The sequence below is a fragment of the Ruegeria sp. AD6 genome (assembly GCF_056542325.1).
In genome coordinates this window covers 70,491-88,365 of sequence record NZ_JBQFZQ010000010.1, presented here as the reverse complement: position 1 = coordinate 88,365, position 17,875 = coordinate 70,491, and the positions used below count along the sequence as shown (strand labels likewise).

General features: G+C 59.5%; 19 protein-coding genes. 18 read left to right on the top strand and 1 reads right to left on the bottom strand.

What is annotated here, in order from left to right; all coding sequences use genetic code 11:
* Window positions 1-53: 53 nt before the first annotated feature.
* Entirely contained in the window at window positions 54-998 is a 945-nt protein-coding gene (locus ACR0KJ_RS17250) for a homocysteine S-methyltransferase family protein (protein ID WP_480627263.1), read from the bottom strand.
* Between the two features lie 267 nt (window positions 999-1,265).
* Here ACR0KJ_RS17250 and ACR0KJ_RS17245 point away from each other — a divergent pair, with 267 nt between their 5' ends.
* The 18 genes from ACR0KJ_RS17245 to ACR0KJ_RS17160 all read left to right on the top strand — a co-directional run bounded on the left by ACR0KJ_RS17245 (window position 1,266) and on the right by ACR0KJ_RS17160 (window position 17,867).
* A complete protein-coding gene (locus tag ACR0KJ_RS17245; RefSeq protein ID WP_170524959.1) occupies window positions 1,266-1,481 on the top strand; it encodes a DUF1127 domain-containing protein in 216 nt (71 codons plus the stop codon).
* A 202-nt stretch (window positions 1,482-1,683) separates the two neighbouring features.
* On the top strand, window positions 1,684-2,157 hold the full coding sequence (gene rplO, locus ACR0KJ_RS17240) for a 50S ribosomal protein L15 (RefSeq protein ID WP_480627262.1): 474 nt from the start codon (window positions 1,684-1,686) through the stop codon (window positions 2,155-2,157).
* 109 nt (window positions 2,158-2,266) lie between these two features.
* On the top strand, window positions 2,267-3,631 hold the full coding sequence (secY, locus tag ACR0KJ_RS17235; protein WP_170456125.1) for a preprotein translocase subunit SecY: 1,365 nt from the start codon (window positions 2,267-2,269) through the stop codon (window positions 3,629-3,631).
* Window positions 3,628-4,275, top strand: coding sequence for an adenylate kinase (locus ACR0KJ_RS17230; RefSeq protein WP_480627261.1), 648 nt, complete (start codon window positions 3,628-3,630; stop codon window positions 4,273-4,275). The genes secY and ACR0KJ_RS17230 overlap by 4 nt, the downstream gene beginning before the upstream one ends.
* A gap of 104 nt (window positions 4,276-4,379) precedes the next feature.
* A complete protein-coding gene (locus tag ACR0KJ_RS17225) occupies window positions 4,380-4,964 on the top strand; it encodes a DUF4760 domain-containing protein (RefSeq protein WP_480627260.1) in 585 nt (194 codons plus the stop codon).
* 224 nt (window positions 4,965-5,188) lie between these two features.
* Complete coding sequence (gene rpsM, locus ACR0KJ_RS17220) at window positions 5,189-5,557, top strand: 30S ribosomal protein S13 (RefSeq protein ID WP_170456119.1); 369 nt, start codon at window positions 5,189-5,191, stop codon at window positions 5,555-5,557.
* A gap of 15 nt (window positions 5,558-5,572) precedes the next feature.
* Complete coding sequence (rpsK, locus tag ACR0KJ_RS17215) at window positions 5,573-5,962, top strand: 30S ribosomal protein S11 (protein WP_008757289.1); 390 nt, start codon at window positions 5,573-5,575, stop codon at window positions 5,960-5,962.
* 115 nt (window positions 5,963-6,077) lie between these two features.
* Window positions 6,078-7,094 carry a DNA-directed RNA polymerase subunit alpha gene (locus ACR0KJ_RS17210; RefSeq protein WP_170377644.1) on the top strand — a complete coding sequence of 339 codons (1,017 nt, stop codon included), beginning with the start codon at window positions 6,078-6,080 and terminating at the stop codon, window positions 7,092-7,094.
* A 181-nt stretch (window positions 7,095-7,275) separates the two neighbouring features.
* Window positions 7,276-7,695: a 50S ribosomal protein L17 gene (rplQ, locus tag ACR0KJ_RS17205; protein ID WP_170334079.1), complete on the top strand. Its 420-nt coding sequence runs from the start codon at window positions 7,276-7,278 to the stop codon at window positions 7,693-7,695.
* Window positions 7,696-7,837: 142 nt separating this feature from the next.
* The gene (locus ACR0KJ_RS17200) at window positions 7,838-9,223 is read left to right on the top strand and encodes a trypsin-like peptidase domain-containing protein (protein WP_480627259.1); all 1,386 of its coding nucleotides are present in this window, start codon (window positions 7,838-7,840) and stop codon (window positions 9,221-9,223) included.
* Window positions 9,224-9,227: 4 nt separating this feature from the next.
* The gene (locus ACR0KJ_RS17195; protein WP_480627258.1) at window positions 9,228-10,541 is read left to right on the top strand and encodes a replication-associated recombination protein A; all 1,314 of its coding nucleotides are present in this window, start codon (window positions 9,228-9,230) and stop codon (window positions 10,539-10,541) included.
* A 95-nt stretch (window positions 10,542-10,636) separates the two neighbouring features.
* On the top strand, window positions 10,637-11,443 hold the full coding sequence (locus tag ACR0KJ_RS17190; protein ID WP_170524945.1) for a crotonase/enoyl-CoA hydratase family protein: 807 nt from the start codon (window positions 10,637-10,639) through the stop codon (window positions 11,441-11,443).
* Between the two features lie 117 nt (window positions 11,444-11,560).
* Window positions 11,561-12,604 carry an RluA family pseudouridine synthase gene (locus tag ACR0KJ_RS17185; protein ID WP_480627257.1) on the top strand — a complete coding sequence of 348 codons (1,044 nt, stop codon included), beginning with the start codon at window positions 11,561-11,563 and terminating at the stop codon, window positions 12,602-12,604.
* Window positions 12,601-13,272, top strand: coding sequence for an HAD-IA family hydrolase (locus tag ACR0KJ_RS17180; RefSeq protein ID WP_480627256.1), 672 nt, complete (start codon window positions 12,601-12,603; stop codon window positions 13,270-13,272). The genes ACR0KJ_RS17185 and ACR0KJ_RS17180 overlap by 4 nt, the downstream gene beginning before the upstream one ends.
* A gap of 3 nt (window positions 13,273-13,275) precedes the next feature.
* Window positions 13,276-13,983, top strand: coding sequence for an ATP12 family protein (locus ACR0KJ_RS17175; RefSeq protein WP_170456107.1), 708 nt, complete (start codon window positions 13,276-13,278; stop codon window positions 13,981-13,983).
* 206 nt (window positions 13,984-14,189) lie between these two features.
* A complete protein-coding gene (locus ACR0KJ_RS17170) occupies window positions 14,190-15,206 on the top strand; it encodes an amino acid ABC transporter substrate-binding protein (protein ID WP_170456105.1) in 1,017 nt (338 codons plus the stop codon).
* A gap of 126 nt (window positions 15,207-15,332) precedes the next feature.
* Window positions 15,333-16,565, top strand: coding sequence for an ABC transporter permease subunit (locus ACR0KJ_RS17165; protein ID WP_170624828.1), 1,233 nt, complete (start codon window positions 15,333-15,335; stop codon window positions 16,563-16,565).
* Between the two features lie 3 nt (window positions 16,566-16,568).
* Window positions 16,569-17,867: an amino acid ABC transporter permease gene (locus tag ACR0KJ_RS17160; RefSeq protein ID WP_170456101.1), complete on the top strand. Its 1,299-nt coding sequence runs from the start codon at window positions 16,569-16,571 to the stop codon at window positions 17,865-17,867.
* The last annotated feature ends 8 nt before the right edge of the window (window positions 17,868-17,875 follow it).

Below are 17,875 nucleotides of genomic sequence, written 5' to 3'. Positions count from 1 at the left end.
ACCCCCGGAACTTTCGGGGGTGTTTTTCGTTTGAGGGTTTCGATTTGACGAGTCTAAAGTTTCGTTTCCTTCATCGAAATCACGTCAGCGTTAACTTCCGAACCCATACGATGCAGGTGGCGCATATCTGTCCCACAGCACCCGCCGAATACGTGCACAGACGGGTTTTCTTTCACAATTTGGGCAATTTCCCGTCCCAGTTGCCACGGGTTGCCTTCGTCAAGATGCTCGGCCTCGTCGAGTTCAGCGTGCGAGCAGCTTGAGGCATTGGCAACGACCCCTTTCAACCGGGGGTGATTGTCCATGGCACTCGCGAAATGGGACGGATGAGCGCAGTTCACCATATGGAACAGCGCTGACGCATCTGTCGCTTCATCTATTTGGTCTATCGCTTCGGCAAGACTCAGGCCGCTGGCCAGCCGACCGTCGGTTTCCACAACCAGTGACATCACGATAGGCAGACTGAGACGCCGCGCTGCAAGAATGCACCCAATCGCCTCGGATGGACGGTTGAACGTGTAGGCGGTGACGAGGTCAACGCTGGTTTCTTTCAGTGTGGCCAACTGAGCAGTATGATACGCGCAGGCTTCATCTTCTGGCATGGCGGGAATATCAGCATATGGATCGTAACGAGGTCCGATGCAGGCGGATACCAGAATGTCGTCACGACCGGCTGACCGACGGATTTCATCCATCAAGGACACTGCATCCCGATTGACCGCATCCAGTCGATCTTTGTCATATCCCAAGGGGGCCGCGCGATCGGCGTTTGCCATCCAGGTGGGCGCGTCCAGAATGCATCCCAGGCCCAGTTCCCCCGCCAATTGCGCCAGTTCGGCCATCTGGTCAGCCAGAATTGCGCGTGTGTCCGGATGCTCGAGCAGGGGAAATGACGCAAAGCCCGGCAGCTCGACGCCTCGGTTGAATATCAGATCGGTGCCGGTTCCCGTGTATAGAAGAAAGTACTTTTCCCCCTTGGTCAGAAGATCCAATGACATGATTTCGCACCCTGCATCCTGCGCTGACTTCTGTGCAAGACTACCAACTTTTGCGAAACGTGAGAAGCGGCCGGGCCAATACTGGTTTGCCGGGCCAGAGGGTCTCGGTCAAATGGCGCAGGATCCTGCCATTCCCGAAACGCATAGCGGCTAGACCGAAACTTCCGTTGTTAGCGTTACCAGCCGCGCCTATCTGAGCCTTGTCCAAGCAAGGAACAAACAAGCGAACATTGGGGAATACGCCCCAATACAGAAAGGAAATGAGATATGGCAAACACAGCTACTTTTTCGAACACCGGATTCAACTTCAGCGCCCGCGTTGCAACCTTGGTTGAACGCATCAAGGCAGCCCGTGCCCGAGCGGCGGAATACCAGCGCACCTATTCCGAGCTGCAGCGTCTGAGCAACCGCGAACTGGACGACATCGGCGTTCGTCGCTGCGATATCGCGGATATCGCGCGTGAGCATGCATATTGCTCGTAAAATACCCCACCACTCACAGTGAAAGAGGCGCCGTTCGGGCGCCTCTTTTGCTTTTTGGCGGCAGTCGACAACAAACCTTGCAACTGAAGGCACAACGCTGTACAGCGCTCCGGTGGATTTCCGTCCACGAGAATCAAAACCAAGAAACGCCGTGGTTGGCCCATCACGCTTCGGGGGTCACATCCGGCTAAGGAGAAGCGAAATGAAACTGAACGAATTGCGCGACAATCCTGGCGCCAGCCCCAAACGCACTCGCGTTGGTCGTGGCCCCGGTTCCGGCAAAGGTAAAATGGGTGGCCGTGGTATCAAAGGCCAGAAATCCCGTTCGGGTGTGGCCATCAACGGCTACGAAGGCGGCCAGATGCCGCTGTACCAGCGCCTGCCCAAGCGTGGCTTCAACAAGCCGAACCGCAAGGAATTCGCCGTTATCAACCTGGGCCTGATCCAGAAATTCGTCGACGCAGGCAAGCTGGACGCCAAAGCTGCGATCACCGAGGACGCACTGGTTGCCTCCGGTCTGGTTCGTCGCAAGCTGGACGGTATCCGCGTTCTGGCCAAAGGTGAAATCAGCGCCAAGGTGAACCTGGAAGTTACCGGTGCTTCGAAAGCTGCCGTAGAGGCAGTTGAGAAAGCGGGCGGCTCACTTAAGGTCACAAAAGCTGCTGCGGCAGAGTAAGCGCTTGTGAGCGGGCCCAGACCCGCTTACATAGACCTCACAGTTTTCCTAGACGCCGTCCGAGCCGGAAAACGGTTCCGGGCGGCGTTTGCATAAGAGAGACCGATTTATGGTATCAGCAGCAGAACAAATGGCAGCCAATACAAGCTGGGCTGCCCTTGGCAAAGCCACCGATCTGCGCAACCGCATCCTGTTCACGCTGGGTTTGCTGATCGTCTATCGTCTGGGCACCTTCATTCCGGTGCCGGGGATTGACGGACAGGCGCTTCGCGAGTTCATGGAACAGGCGGGGCAAGGCATCGGCGGCATGGTTTCGATGTTCACCGGCGGGGCGCTGGGTCGGATGGGTATCTTTGCCCTCGGCATCATGCCTTATATCTCGGCCTCGATCATCGTGCAGCTGCTGACATCTATGGTTCCCGCGCTCGAACAGCTCAAGAAAGAGGGCGAGCAGGGGCGCAAGAAGATCAACCAGTACACCCGTTTCGGCACCGTGGCGCTGGCCACCGTTCAGGCCTATGGTCTGGCCGTGTCGCTGGAGTCGGGCGATCTGGCGACCGATCCGGGGCTGTATTTCCGCTTTTCGACCATGATCACTCTGGTTGGCGGCACCATGTTCCTGATGTGGCTGGGTGAGCAGATCACCGCGCGCGGCATCGGCAACGGGATTTCCCTGATCATCTTCGTCGGCATCATTGCCGAGGTTCCGGCTGCGCTGGCGCAGTTCTTTGCCTCGGGCCGCAGCGGTGCGATCAGCCCCGCAGTGATCGTTGGTGTGATCGTCATGGTCATCGCCGTGATTACCTTTGTGGTCTTCATGGAGCGCGCGCTGCGCAAGATCCACATCCAATACCCGCGTCGTCAGGCCGGTATGAAAGTCTATGAGGGTGGATCCAGCCACCTGCCAGTCAAGGTCAACCCAGCGGGCGTGATCCCGGCGATCTTTGCCAGCTCGCTGCTGCTGCTGCCGGTGACGATCTCGACCTTCTCGTCGGGGGCGGCCAACGGTCCGATCATGTCCTGGATGCTGGCCAACTTTGGCCCCGGACAGCCGCTGTATCTGCTGTTCTTTGCGTCGATGATCGTGTTCTTCGCCTATTTCTACACGTTCAACGTGTCGTTCAAACCGGATGATGTGGCGGACAATCTGAAAAAGCAGAACGGCTTTGTCCCCGGTATCCGTCCGGGCAAGAAAACCGCCGAATATCTGGAATACGTGGTTAACCGCGTGCTGGTTCTGGGCTCGGCCTATCTGGCGGCGGTCTGTCTGTTGCCTGAAATCCTTCGGGGCCAGTTTGCCATCCCGTTCTACTTCGGCGGCACCTCGGTTCTGATTATCGTCTCTGTAACCATGGACACGATCCAGCAGGTTCAGAGCCATTTGCTGGCGCATCAATACGAAGGGCTGATCGAAAAGTCCCAACTGCGCGGCAAAAGCAAGAAACGCGGCAGGAAGGGACCCGCTCGTCGATGAACATCATTCTTCTTGGCCCCCCGGGGGCCGGTAAAGGGACGCAGGCGCGTCACCTGGTCGAAACACGCGGCATGGTCCAGCTGAGCACCGGCGACATGCTGCGCGAGGCCAAGGACAGCGGCACCGAAATGGGCAACCGCGTGGCCGAGGTCATGGCCAAGGGTGAGTTGGTCACCGATGAGATCGTCATCGGCCTGATCCGCGAAAAGCTGGAGCAGGGCGCCGAGGGTGGTTTCATCTTTGACGGTTTCCCGCGCACGCTGGCGCAGTCGGACGCGCTGGGTGAATTGCTGGACAGCACCGGCAACAGCCTGGACGCGGTGATCGAGATGGAAGTCGACGATACCGCGCTGGTCCAGCGCATCACGGCCCGGTCGACCTGTGGCGGATGCGGTGAAGTCTATAACGACATCACCAAGCCGATTCCTGCAGATGGAAAATGCACCAACTGCGGCAAGGAAAACGACTTCAAGCGCCGCGCCGACGACAATGAGGAAAGCCTCAAGACCCGTCTGATGGAATACTACAAAAAGACCTCGCCGCTGATCGGCTACTACTATGCCAAAGGTGCGTTGACCAAGGTCAACGGGCTGGGCGAGATCGCCGAAGTTCAGGGCGCAATTGCCGGTGTTCTTGACAACTAATCGTAAGGTCTTATCTTTTTGTTAGCAAAGCACGCGTAATACGTGCATGTCAGGAGGCTTGTATGCTTGTCTTTCGCGAAGGTTACAGGGATTAACGATCCCCGATGAACTGCACTGCAGAAATGGTCGAAGCCACGCAAATACTGGTTTGCGTGGCTTCTGAGTCCGGGATTGAGTGGTTAATACGCTATTTTGGTGGGCCGGCGGCCATTTTGACCTCGGCCCTCATCGCTTTTTTCATGGCGCGCGCCACAATCAGGGCAAACCAGACAACTGCCCGCAGGCTGGCGACTTTGAACCTGATCGAGCGTTCGGAATCCACGGAATACTATCAGGAACGGTATGTCGCGTTCAGGGATGCGCGGCAGGACGAAAACGGGTTGTCGGCGCTGTTCAGCCCCAGCAATGCTGTGCTGCAGAAACAACGCCGCCTTGTGCTTGAGATGCTCAACCACTACGAGCTGATTGCCAGTGGGATAAAGGCCGGGATTCTCGACGCCGACTACTATAAAAAGTACATGCGCTCGACGTTTGTCAGGGATTGGTTGGCTGCAAAACCCCTGGTGGACCACATCCGGAAGCCGACGCCGGACAGCGGGGCAGACGTGCCTGCCAACAGCGCGTTCAGTGAGTTTGAAGGGCTGGCCGCGGAGTGGGAAGCCGAAATGAAAGCAGAGGGTTTGCTATAAATTGTCAGTGGCCGGGGCCAAAGCTCCGGTTGGAGTATTGACGTCAGGCCCAAAAGCCCATATCGACCCACATCCCTTTGGGAATCACCCGTGCGTGCGAGATTCGTCGCGCGCGCTTTTACTACCTCGAAATAATGCTGGATCCTCTGGCGTCACTGCCAAGATCAAGTGTTGTGAAAAAAGGTTCCGGAGTTACGGAACCGCAACAAAAAGGAAAGTGACACGTGGCACGTATTGCCGGCGTAAACATCCCGACTGCCAAGCGGGTACCTATCGCCCTCACATATATCACCGGAATCGGCAACACCTCGGCCAAAGCGATCTGCGAAGCTGTAGGCATTGAAGCGACCCGTCGCGTCAACGAACTGTCCGACGCCGAAGTTCTGAAAATCCGCGAATACATCGACGAAAACTACACCGTTGAAGGTGATCTGCGTCGTGAAGTTCAGATGAACGTCAAGCGCCTGATGGACCTGGGCTGCTATCGCGGTCTGCGTCACCGCCGCAACCTGCCGGTTCGCGGTCAGCGCACCCACACCAACGCTCGTACCCGCAAAGGCCCCGCAAAGGCCATCGCTGGTAAGAAGAAATAAGGGAGGGTCTGACTGATGGCACGTGATAAGACTCGCGTTAAGCGCAAAGAGCGGAAGAACATCGCATCGGGCGTCGCCCATGTGAACTCGACCTTCAACAACACCAAGATCCTGATCTCGGACGTACAGGGCAACGCCATTTCGTGGTCGTCTGCCGGTACCATGGGCTTCAAGGGATCGCGGAAATCGACCCCCTACGCCGCTCAGATGGCTGCTGAAGATGCAGGCAAGAAGGCGCAGGAACATGGCGTCAAGACGCTGGAAGTCGAAGTTCAGGGCCCCGGTTCGGGTCGTGAATCGGCTCTGCGCGCGCTGGCTGCCGTGGGCTTCAACATCACGTCGATCCGCGACGTGACACCGATTGCTCACAACGGCTGCCGCCCGCCGAAGCGTCGCCGCGTCTAAGCGATTTTGAATTGAGCTGGGGCCAGTGTTTTTGCACGGCCCCAGCACGTCATTTTGAACCTCGGGCGTCTGCACCTTGTTGGTCATGGGGCGCGGACAGGAATGGAGGGATTACATGATCCACAAGAATTGGGCAGAATTGATCAAGCCGACCCAGCTGGACGGCAAGCCGGGCAACGACCCTGCACGTCAGGCAACCCTGGTTGCTGAACCGCTGGAGCGTGGCTTTGGTCTGACCTTGGGCAACGCCCTGCGCCGCGTTTTGATGAGCTCGCTGCAAGGCGCGGCCATCACCAGCGTTCAGATCGACAACGTCCTGCACGAGTTCTCCTCGGTTGCGGGCGTGCGTGAGGACGTCACCGACATCATCCTGAACCTCAAAGGCGTGTCGCTGCGCATGGAAGTCGAAGGCCCCAAGCGCCTGTCGATCAATGCCAAAGGCCCCGCCGTTGTCACCGCTGGCGACATCAGCGAAAGCGCCGGCATCGAGGTTCTGAACCGCGACCACGTCATCTGCCACCTGGACGATGGCGCCGATCTCTTCATGGAACTGACCGTCAACACAGGCAAGGGTTACGTTTCGGCTGAGAAGAACAAGCCCGAAGACGCGCCCATTGGCCTGATCCCGATCGACGCGATCTATTCTCCGGTCAAGAAGGTCGCCTATGACGTTCAGCCGACCCGTGAAGGTCAGGTTCTGGACTATGACAAGCTGACCCTGAAGATCGAAACCGACGGGTCGATCACGCCCGAGGACGCGCTGGCCTATGCTGCGCGCATCCTGCAGGACCAGTTGTCGATCTTCGTCAACTTCGACGAGCCGGAATCGGCCGGCCGCCAGGACGAGGATGACGGTCTGGAGTTCAATCCGCTTCTGCTGAAGAAAGTGGACGAACTGGAACTGTCGGTCCGTTCGGCAAACTGCCTGAAGAACGACAACATCGTCTATATCGGCGACCTGATCCAGAAGACCGAAGCCGAGATGCTGCGCACCCCGAACTTCGGCCGCAAATCGCTGAACGAGATCAAGGAAGTGCTGTCCGGCATGGGTCTGCACCTTGGCATGGATGTCGAGGACTGGCCGCCCGACAACATCGAAGATCTGGCGAAGAAATTCGAAGACGCGTTCTGAAGTGGTGCCGGGCTGAAGCCCGGCCTACTTCGGACCAACCCGTAGGCCGGGCTTCAGCCCGGCACACGCGACAACAAATGCCCGGACTACCGGGGACAACAAGGGCAATGATGCCTCAAGGAGAGCGCCTGACACGCATCGGGTGCCAGACAAAGCAAAACGCGAAAGAAGGAACTGAAAAATGCGTCACGCACGTGGTTACCGCCGACTGAACCGTACTCATGAGCACCGCAAGGCGCTGTTTGCGAACATGGCTGGCTCGCTCATCGAGCATGAGCAAATCAAAACAACTCTGCCCAAGGCAAAAGAACTGCGCCCGATCATCGAAAAGCTGGTCACTCTGGGCAAGCGCGGCGACCTGCACGCCCGCCGTCAGGCCGCAGCACAGTTGAAAGAAGACAAAGACGTCGCCAAGCTGTTCGAAGTTCTGGGCCCCCGCTACGCCGAGCGTCAGGGCGGTTATGTCCGCATCCTGAAAGCTGGCTTCCGCTATGGTGACATGGCGCCGATGGCGATCATCGAATTCGTTGATCGTGACGTCGATGCCAAAGGCGCGGCCGACAAGGCCCGCGTTGCTGCCGAAGAGGCCGCAGAAGAATAAGTCGATCCGACGATCTGACTGTCAGACCCCTGCGTCCCGGACGTGGGGGTTTTCTTTTTCCCGAACGCGGTCACGGATGCCGCGCTTGCATTACCGGCCCGGTGGCCGCATATCCTACGGGTCTCTGAAGATTGAGGTCGGAATGCTGCGCGCGACAGTTTTAGCTTTCTCCATTTTGTCGGCATCACTTGCCACGGCGGAAACACGGGTTCCGCAGTCCCAGGCTGACATCAGTCTGGGTTTTGCCCCGGTCGTCAAACAAGCCGCCCCGGCGGTTGTGAACATCTATGCCAAGATCGTCCGGCAGGGGCGCACCAACCCGTTGTTCTCGGACCCGTTCTTTCAGGATTTCTTTGGTGGCGGCTTTGGCACCCCGCAGCCGCGAGTGCAAAACTCGCTGGGTTCGGGCGTGATCCTGTCCGATAACGGCTATGTGGTGTCGAATTACCATGTTGTGGGCTCGGCGACCGAAATCCGCGTGGTGACAACCGACCGGCGTGAGTTTTCGGCGACGGTTGTTCTGGGGCATGAGGAAAGCGACATCGCCATTCTGCGGCTAGAGGATGCGTCTGACCTGCCTTACCTGAACCTGCGGGACTCGGATCAGGTTGAGGTGGGAGAGCTTGCGCTGGCCATCGGTAACCCGTTCGGGGTCGGGCAGACGGTGTCGTCGGGCATCATCTCGGGTCTGGCGCGGACCGGGACCGCCACGGGCAATGCGCGGGGGTATTTCATTCAGACCGACGCGGCGATCAATCCGGGCAATTCGGGCGGTGCGCTGATTGATGTGAATGGCGATCTGATCGGGATCAATACCTCGATCCTGACCCGCTCGGGCGGGTCAAACGGGATCGGCTTTGCCATTCCGGCCAATCTGGTGGCCGAGTTTCTGCGGCAGGCGCAGGCCGGCAATGACAGTTTCGTCAGCCCCTGGGCGGGGATCACTGGCCAGCATATGAGCGCTGATATCGCCGAGTCGCTGGGTCTGGCCATCCCATTGGGCGTGGTGATTTCAGATCTGCATGACCTTAGCCCACTGGCCGAGGCCGGTCTGAGGGTCGGCGATGTGGTAACGCACGTGGACGGGGATGAAGTGAACTCACCCGCCGAGATGAAATTCCGCATGTCCGTTGCCGGGGTCGGGGGAACCTCGGTTCTGACCCGGTTGCGCGGCGAGGATCGCGATGATGTGGAAGTGGCTCTGATCAAAGCGCCTGAAACACCTGCCGCTGAAGAAACCACTCTGGACGACCGTACGGTGCTGCCCGAATTGAAGGTATCAGTGATCAACCCGGCGGTTATCACAAGGCTGGGGCTGCGCCTGACGCAGACCGGGGTCGTGGTCATTGATCCCGGGCCATATGGTGCCCGCGCCGGACTGCGCACCGGGGACGTTCTGGACGCGATTAACGGTGCCGCCATTGAACGCCCGCGCGACGTTGTGCAAGCGCTGACCGATCCCAGCCGTCGGGTGCAGATGACGATCCAGCGCGGCGGACGAACCCTGTCACTGCGGTTCCGGCTGTAACGCCATGAGCGACCTGTTCGACACCGGCGCGACCGAGCCTGCACCGGCCCCTCATCGCCCTTTGGCGGATCGGCTGCGCCCGCAAACGCTGGCCGAGGTGATCGGGCAGCAGCAGGTGCTGGGACCGGATGCGCCCTTGGGTGTCATGCTGGCCTCGGGCAGCCTGTCCAGCCTGATTTTCTGGGGGCCACCGGGTGTCGGCAAGACAACAATTGCCCGTCTGCTTGCGCAGGAAACCGATCTGCATTTCGTCCAGATCAGCGCGATTTTCACCGGCGTGCCGGACCTGAAGAAAGTGTTCGAGGCCGCGAAAATCCGGCGTCAGAACGGGCAGGGGACGCTGCTGTTCGTCGATGAAATCCATCGCTTCAATAAAGCTCAACAGGACGGGTTTCTGCCCCATATGGAGGATGGCACCATCCTGCTTGTGGGGGCGACCACTGAAAACCCCTCATTCGAACTGAATGCCGCTGTGCTCAGCCGCGCGCAGGTTCTAGTGCTAGAACGGCTCAGCCTTGCTGATCTGGAACGCCTGACCCAACGCGCCGAGAAGGAACTTGGCAAAACCCTACCGCTGACACCGGCGGCACGCGATGCGTTGCAGGAAATGGCCGACGGCGACGGGCGGGCCTTGCTGAACCTGATCGAACAAGTGGCTGCCTGGAAAGTCGATGCACCGCTGGACCCCGATGCGCTGTCGACGCGTCTGATGCGCCGCGCGGCCAAGTACGACAAGTCGGGGGACGAGCATTACAACCTGATCTCGGCCCTGCATAAATCGGTGCGCGGCTCCGACCCGGATGCAGCGCTGTATTGGTTCGCACGGATGCTGACAGGTGGCGAGGACCCACGCTATCTGGCGCGCCGGATCACCCGTATGGCGGTCGAGGATATCGGGCTGGCCGATCCGCAGGCGCAGGCGATTTGTTTGCAGTCGTGGGAAACCTATGAACGGCTCGGCTCACCCGAGGGCGAGTTGGCGCTGGCGCAGGCGCTGGTTTATCTGGCGCTGGCTCCGAAATCGAACGGGGCCTATGTGGGCTACAAGGCGGCGATGCGGTTGGCTAAGCAGTCGGGCAGCGAGCCGCCACCAAAGCATATCCTGAACGCGCCGACGTCGCTGATGAAGGATCAGGGCTATGGCGAAGGCTACGCCTATGATCATGACGCCGAAGATGGGTTTTCAGGCCAGAACTACTTTCCTGAGACGATGAAGCGGCCTGTGCTGTATCAACCGGTCGAACGTGGGTTCGAGCGTGAATTGAAGAAGCGTCTGGATTACTTCGCCAAGCTGCGGGCGCAGCGAAACAGAGGGTAACGCAGGGTCAGGTCCGCTGCTGCCGTGGCGTCACAGGAGACAGGTGGCGCAACTCGGGTTTCCCTTGGGTCAGTGACTACAAGGGAGGACGCGTCATGCCCGTTTCAATCGACAAAACAGAAGATGTCTGGACCATCATCCATGACCGGCCCGAGGCCCGCAATGCAGTGGATGCCGATCACGCGAAGGCCTTGGCCGATGCCTTTCTGGAGTTCGAGCATAGCGACGCCAAGGCGGCGGTGTTCTGGGGCAAAGGCGGCAATTTCTGCGCCGGGTGGGACCTGAAGATGGCCGCAACCCTGGCCGATCCGGAACTGGGTGAAGCGTATTACGAGAGACACGGCTTTCCCATCGGAGCAGCCCCGTCGACATTGGGACCAATGGGGCCATCGCGTCTGGAACTGTCGAAACCGGTGATCGGCGCGATAGAGGGGGCCGCCGTGGCGGGCGGGATGGAGCTTGCCTTGTGGTGCGATATCAGAGTGATGGCCGAAACCGCTTATCAAGGTGTTTTTTGCCGCCGCTGGGGCGTGACCCTGATGGATGGCGGCACGGTCCGCCTGCCGCGTCTGGTCGGGCAGGGCAAGGCGCTGGAAATCGCGCTGACCGGGCGCAAGGTAGAGGCCGAGGAATGCTATCGCATCGGCCTGGCCGAGAAGGTTGTACCCCATGGCGAGGCGCGGGCCGTAGCCGAAGCCATGGCCCACGACATCGCCCGTTTCCCGCAAGAGGCTGTGCGGGCCGACCGACGCTCGATCATCGAAACGCGCGGGATGTCTGTGCGCGATGGGCTGAAGCTCGAATGGGCCAACGGGCTGGAAGCGATCCGCCGCGAAGGCACCGCAGGCGCGGGGCGGTTCCGGGACGGGGCCGGGCGGCACGGAGATTTCCGGAACATCTGACGGGCCGCTGATTGCTTGACTCTTGCGCCGTTGCGGGCGACAGACGCGCATGTTTTCTAGGACACTGGCAATAGCGCAATCCGGGCGGGTCAGCCGCACGGCGCAAGGGGCAATGGCATGAGTGGCGTACAGATGATTACGGTCGCAGACGGCGACGGCGACCAGCGTGTGGACCGCTGGCTGCGCCGCCTGTTTCCGCATGTCAGCCAGGGGCGCATCGAAAAGATGTGCCGCAAGGGCGAGTTGCGCGTGGATGGCAGCCGGGCCAAAGCCTCGACCCGGTTGGAGGTGGGGCAGGTCGTGCGCGTACCGCCCTTACCCGACGCGGATCACAAACCAGCCGAGGTCAAGCGGAGCGTGTCCGACGCGGATGCGAAGATGATCCAGTCCTGCGTGATTTACCGCGACGATCATGTTCTGGCACTGAACAAACCGCATGGCCTGCCGGTGCAGGGCGGCAGCGGCCAGACACGTCATGTGGACAGCCTGTCCGAAGCGTTGCGCTTTGGCTATGACGAAAACCCGCGTCTGGTGCATCGTCTGGACAAGGACACATCCGGTGTTCTGCTGCTGGCGCGGACGCGCGAGGCCGCCAAAGGGTTGACCGCCGCCTTCCGGCACCGCGACACGCGCAAGATCTATTGGGCTTTGGTTGCCGGCGTGCCCACGCCTTATCTGGGAGAGATCAAGACCGGTCTGGTCAAGGCCGCAGGCCATGGCAAGCAGGGCGAGGGCGAAAAGATGATCCCGGTGCATATGGGCGACATCGACAGTACGCCGGGTGCAAAACGCGCCCATACGCATTATGCGACGCTTTACCGTGTCGCCGGTCGCGCCGCCTGGGTGGCGATGGAGCCGATCACTGGCCGGACCCATCAATTGCGTGCCCATATGGCGGCGATTGGGCATCCTATCATCGGGGATGGGAAATACGGCGGATCGGGTCAGGAAAACCTCGGCGATGGCTGGGGCGCGCAACTGGGTGGGATCATCAGCAAAAAGCTGCACCTGCACGCGCGGCGTGCGTCTTTTCAGCACCCGATGACGCGCAAACTGATCACCATCGAAGCGCCCCTGCCTGAGCATATGAAGCACAGCTGGGACACGTTCGGATGGACCGAAGACCTTGCCGCTGACGACCCGTTTGAGGAGCTGCAATGAGCGCACCCCTGCGGCTGGTTCTGTTCGATGTCGATGGCACTCTGGTCGACAGTCAGGGCAGCATCGTCCATTGCATGACTGCCAGTTTTCAGACGGCTTCGGTTGTTGTCCCGCCCCGAGAGGCGATTCTGTCGATCGTCGGCCTGTCCCTGCCACAGGCCATTGCGCGGCTGGCGCCGGATCAGTCCGACGCGGTGCAGGCGCAATTGGTCGAGGGCTACAAGCAAGCCTTCCACGCCCACCGGCTGGACCTGGGTGCCGCCAGTTCGCCGCTGTATCCTGGTGCGCGCGCGGCGATTGAAGCCCTGTATGCGGTGCCCGAAATCCTTTTGGGTGTCGCAACCGGCAAATCTCAGCGCGGTCTGGACGCGTTGATCGAGGCGCATGGGCTGGAGCGTTACTTTGTGACCCGGCAGGTGGCCGATCATCACCCGTCAAAACCGCATCCTTCGATGGTGCAGACCGCGTTGGCGGAAACCGGGGTCGAGGCGGCGAACGCGGTGATGATCGGGGATACCAGCTATGACATGGACATGGCCGCCGCTGCCGGAGTTGCCGGGATCGGTGTGTCCTGGGGTTATCACGATTCATCAGCGCTGACCTCTGCCACCTGTATGATCGAAACCTTCGACCAGTTGCCCCGCGCGCTGGACACGATTTGGACCTGAGACATGAGCGATTGGAAACCGAAACGCTTCTGGACAAACAGCACCGTGGTCGAGGCCGAGGGTGGCCACACGGTCGAATTGGATGGTCGCCGGGTCAAGACCCCGGCCAAAGCGGCGTTGATCCTGCCGACACATGCGATGGCTCAGGCCGTGGCTGCCGAATGGGAGGCACAGGAAAAAGAGGTGGACCCTGCCACCATGCCCTTCACCCGCTCGGCCAATGCCGCCATCGACAAGGTGCGCATTCAGCACGGCGAAGTGGCGGATATGCTGGCGGATTACGGCGACTCTGATCTGCTGTGCTACCGCGCCACGCACCCGCAAGAGCTGCAGATGCGTCAGGCCACGGAATGGGACCCGGCGCTGGACTGGGCCGCTGAACATTTGTCAGCCCGGTTGATCCCCGTCGCGGGTGTCCTGCACAAGCCGCAATCGCCAGAGGCGTTGCAGCATCTGCGCGCCCGCGTGCATGACATGGATGCGTTCCAGCTGGCGGCGTTCCACGATCTGGTCAGCCTGTCCGGGTCCTTGGTCCTGGGCTTTGCTGCGGCCATGAACTGGCGCAATCCGGACGAGATATGGCGCATTTCGCGTCTGGATGAGGACTGGCAAATCGAGCAATGGGGCCACGACGACGAGGCCCATGCAGCCAGTGAGGTAAAGAAAGCCGCCTTTCTGCACGCCAAGAGGTTCTTCGACCTGTCAGTTTGATCCGTCACAACCTGATTTTTGGGCGTAAGTGCATGAACCAGCGGGCCAGATCCATCGTTTTCACTGATCCGGCCCTTGACGTTTGTTTATGATTGCGCCCAAACTCATGCCCACTAAAGGGGAGACACCTTTGGGGTAACCTTACCGGCATCCACTTGCCGGACAGAGCCGCCTTTCAAAGGGCGGAAAATCAGGAAGAGGTAAAAATGAAAAAATCCGTAATCTTGGGCGCGGCAACAGTTGCCGGTCTGGCCGCAAGCGCAGCAGTGGCGGGTACCATTGACGACGTCAAGGCGCGTGGGACTCTGAACTGTGGTGTGACCACCGGTCTGGTTGGCTTTGCGGCACCCGACGCGAATGGTGAATGGCAGGGCTTTGACGTTTCGCTATGCCGTGCTGTAGCTGCTGCTGTTCTAGGCGATGCGAACGCTGTTGAATTCGTTCCGACCACCGGCAAGACTCGCTTTACCGCGCTGGCGTCTGGCGAAATCGACATGCTGGCCCGGAACACCACCTGGACCTTCAGCCGTGACGTTGACCTGAAGTTCGAATTCACCGGTGTGAACTACTATGACGGTCAGGGCTTTATGGTTCCAAAGGCACTGGGCGTCAGCTCGGCCAAGGAACTGGACGGCGCAACTGTCTGCATCCAAACTGGCACCACCACCGAGCTGAACCTGGCCGATTTCTTCCGTGCCAACAACATCAGCTACGAGCCGGTTCCGATCGAAACCAACGCAGAAGCGCAGCAGCAGTATCTGGCTGGCGCATGTGACGTTTACACCACCGACGCTTCGGGCCTGGCCGCGACACGTGCTACGTTCGAAAATCCCGGTGATCACGTCCTGCTGCCCGAAATCATCTCGAAAGAGCCGCTGGGCCCGTTGGTCCGTCACGGCGATCACGAGTGGGGCGATGTTGTCCGCTGGACCCTGAACGCGCTAATCTCGGCTGAAGAACTGGGGGTGACCTCGGCCAATATCGACGAACTGTCGAGCGGCACTGACAACCCGGAAGTGAACCGTCTGCTGGGCACCGAAGGTACCCTGGGCGAAATGCTGGGTCTGGACGCTGACTGGGCTGCTAAGGCGATCAAAGCCGGTGGTAACTACGGCGAAGTGTTTGCCAAAAACATCGGTGAAGAAACTCCGATCGGTCTGGCACGCGGCCTTAACGCTCAGTGGACCGAAGGCGGCCTGCTGTACTCGCCGCCGTTCCGCTAAGTCATCAACGGGAGAGGGCGCAGGGCAACCTGCGCCCTCTTCTACTATAACTGCTGTGGACAGAAACGGAGCGGGGACAACCTCGCCGGGGTAAAAACAGTCCACAAGCTACGGGGATCCCAAAACATGTCGACTATGACTGACCCACCGAAAGCTGATTTTCGGTTGTCTATGCTCATAAACGATACCCGCTACAGATCGCTGACCTTTCAGGTGATTGCGGCCATCGTTATTGCGCTATCCATCTGGTATCTTGGCAATAACCTGATCCAGAATCTTCGAGCCGCAGGGCTCAATATTTCTTATACCTTTCTTGGCGACTCAGCCGGGTATGACATCAACCAGCGACTGATAGAATATGACAGCCAATCCTCGCATGGACGCGCGGCGATTGTTGGTATTCTCAATACGCTTCTGGTCGCGTTCCTTGCCTGTATCACTGCCACGGTGTTTGGTGTGATCGCGGGGGTTCTGCGACTGTCCAACAACTGGCTCGTGTCGAAACTGATGGCGGTTTATGTCGAGATCTTCCGGAACATCCCGGTTCTGATCTGGATCATCATCATCTTTACGATCATGACGGCCGTGCTGCCGGGGCCAAGGGCGTTCCGGGGCGAAGACCCGTCTTCGACCATGCTGTTCGATGCGTTCGCATTCACCAACCGGGGTGTCTATATCCCGCGGCCCGAATTCACCAACGGGCTGTTTGGCGCGACAATTCTGAACTGGCTGCTGGTAATCGCCGGTCTGGTGGGTTCGTCGTTCGCTGCGCACGAAGTCGAAAAACGCGCCACGCTGAAACAAGAACAGACTGGCGAGCGCCCCCAGACGTTCATGATCAAACTGGCCATCTGGCTGGGTCCGCTTGTCGTTCTGATGGTTCTGATGGGCCTGACATGGGACATCCCCGAGTTGAAGGGTTTCAACTTCAGCGGTGGTATCAAGGTCGGTGGCCCGCTGATCGCCCTGTGGTTCGCGCTGTCGATCTACACTGGTGCCTTTATCGCTGAAAACGTGCGGGCGGGTATTCAGGCGATCTCGAAAGGTCAGACCGAGGCTGCTGCGGCCCTTGGCCTGCGTCCGGGTCGGATCATGAACCTGGTGGTTCTGCCTCAGGCGTTGCGGGTGATCATCCCGCCGCTGATTTCGCAGTACCTCAACATCACCAAGAACTCGTCGCTGGCCATTGCCGTGGGATATGCAGATATCACCGCGACCTTGGGTGGTATCACGCTGAACCAGACCGGTCGCGCGATTGAGTGTGTTCTGCTGCTGATGCTGTTCTACCTGACGGCGTCGCTGACGATCTCGATGGTGATGAACATCTACAACGCATCCGTCAAGTTGAAGGAGCGCTGAGCCATGGCCGATCAATCAACAAATCCGATCGCCTTTGTGGCTGACGGGACAATCCCGCCCTCGCCACCGCCTGCAAACCAGACGGGTGCCATCAAATGGCTGCGCGAGAACCTGTTTTCGGGCGTCACCAACACCATCCTGACACTGCTGTCGCTGGTCCTGATCTATCTGTTGCTGAAGAACATCCTGCCATGGATGCTCAACGGGGTCTGGAATGCAAACTCGCTGGCGGAATGCCGCGAGATCCTGGCGGGCAAGACCGGGGCCTGTTTCGCGGTTCTGACGGAACGCTGGCCGCAGCTGATCTATGGGTTCAAATACCCGGCTGAAGCTTACTGGCGCCCGAATCTGGCCTTTGTGCTGATGCTGGTGGCGTTTGCTCCGGTGCTGTTCTTCGATCTGCCGCGTAAGTTGCTGATCTTTACCGGCCTGTACCCGTTCATCGCTTTCTGGCTGATCTGGGGGGGCACGATCCTTGCGCCACTGGTTGCGCTGGTGGGCTGTGTGGCAGCAGGTGCCGTTTTCCAGAAACTGGGCAAGAACAGCTTTGCCGCCGGGTTCTTCGGCGCGATTGTCGTAGCGCTGATCATATGGAATGTCGGCGGGGCGCTGATCCCGGAAGGTGCGTCAGAAAACGCCTGGCTTTCGGCTGTTCCCAGCCGTGACCTGGGTGGCTTCATGCTGAACATGATGCTGGGCGTGACCTGTGTGTCGCTGTCGGTGCCGCTGGGCATTGCCCTGGCGCTGGGCCGTCAGTCCAACATGCCGCTGATCAAGTGGGTCTGCGTTATCTTCATCGAATTCATCCGTGGCGTGCCTTTGATCACGCTGCTGTTCGTGGCTTCGGTGATGCTGGCCTATTTCTTCCCGCCTGACAGCACGGTCGACCTGTTCCTGCGCGTTGTGATCATGATCACCATGTTCTCGGCCGCCTATATCGCCGAGGTGATCCGCGGCGGTCTGGCAGCGCTTCCACGTGGGCAGTACGAGGCAGCAGACAGTCTGGGCCTTGATTACCCGCAGGCGATGCGGCTGATCATCCTGCCGCAGGCTCTGAAGATCTCGATCCCCGGTATCGTGAACGTGGCCGTGGGCCTGTTCAAGGACACCACACTGGTTTCGGTCATTTCGATGTTCGATCTGGTGGGCATGATCCGGGGTCCCATCCTGGCGTCAACCGAATGGAACGGCGTCTATTGGGAGCTTCTGGGCTTTGCCGCGCTTCTGTTCTTCGTCGTCTGTTACGGCATCTCTCAATATTCCCAGTGGCTCGAGCGTCGCCTTGCCACGGATCATCGTTAAGGAGTTCA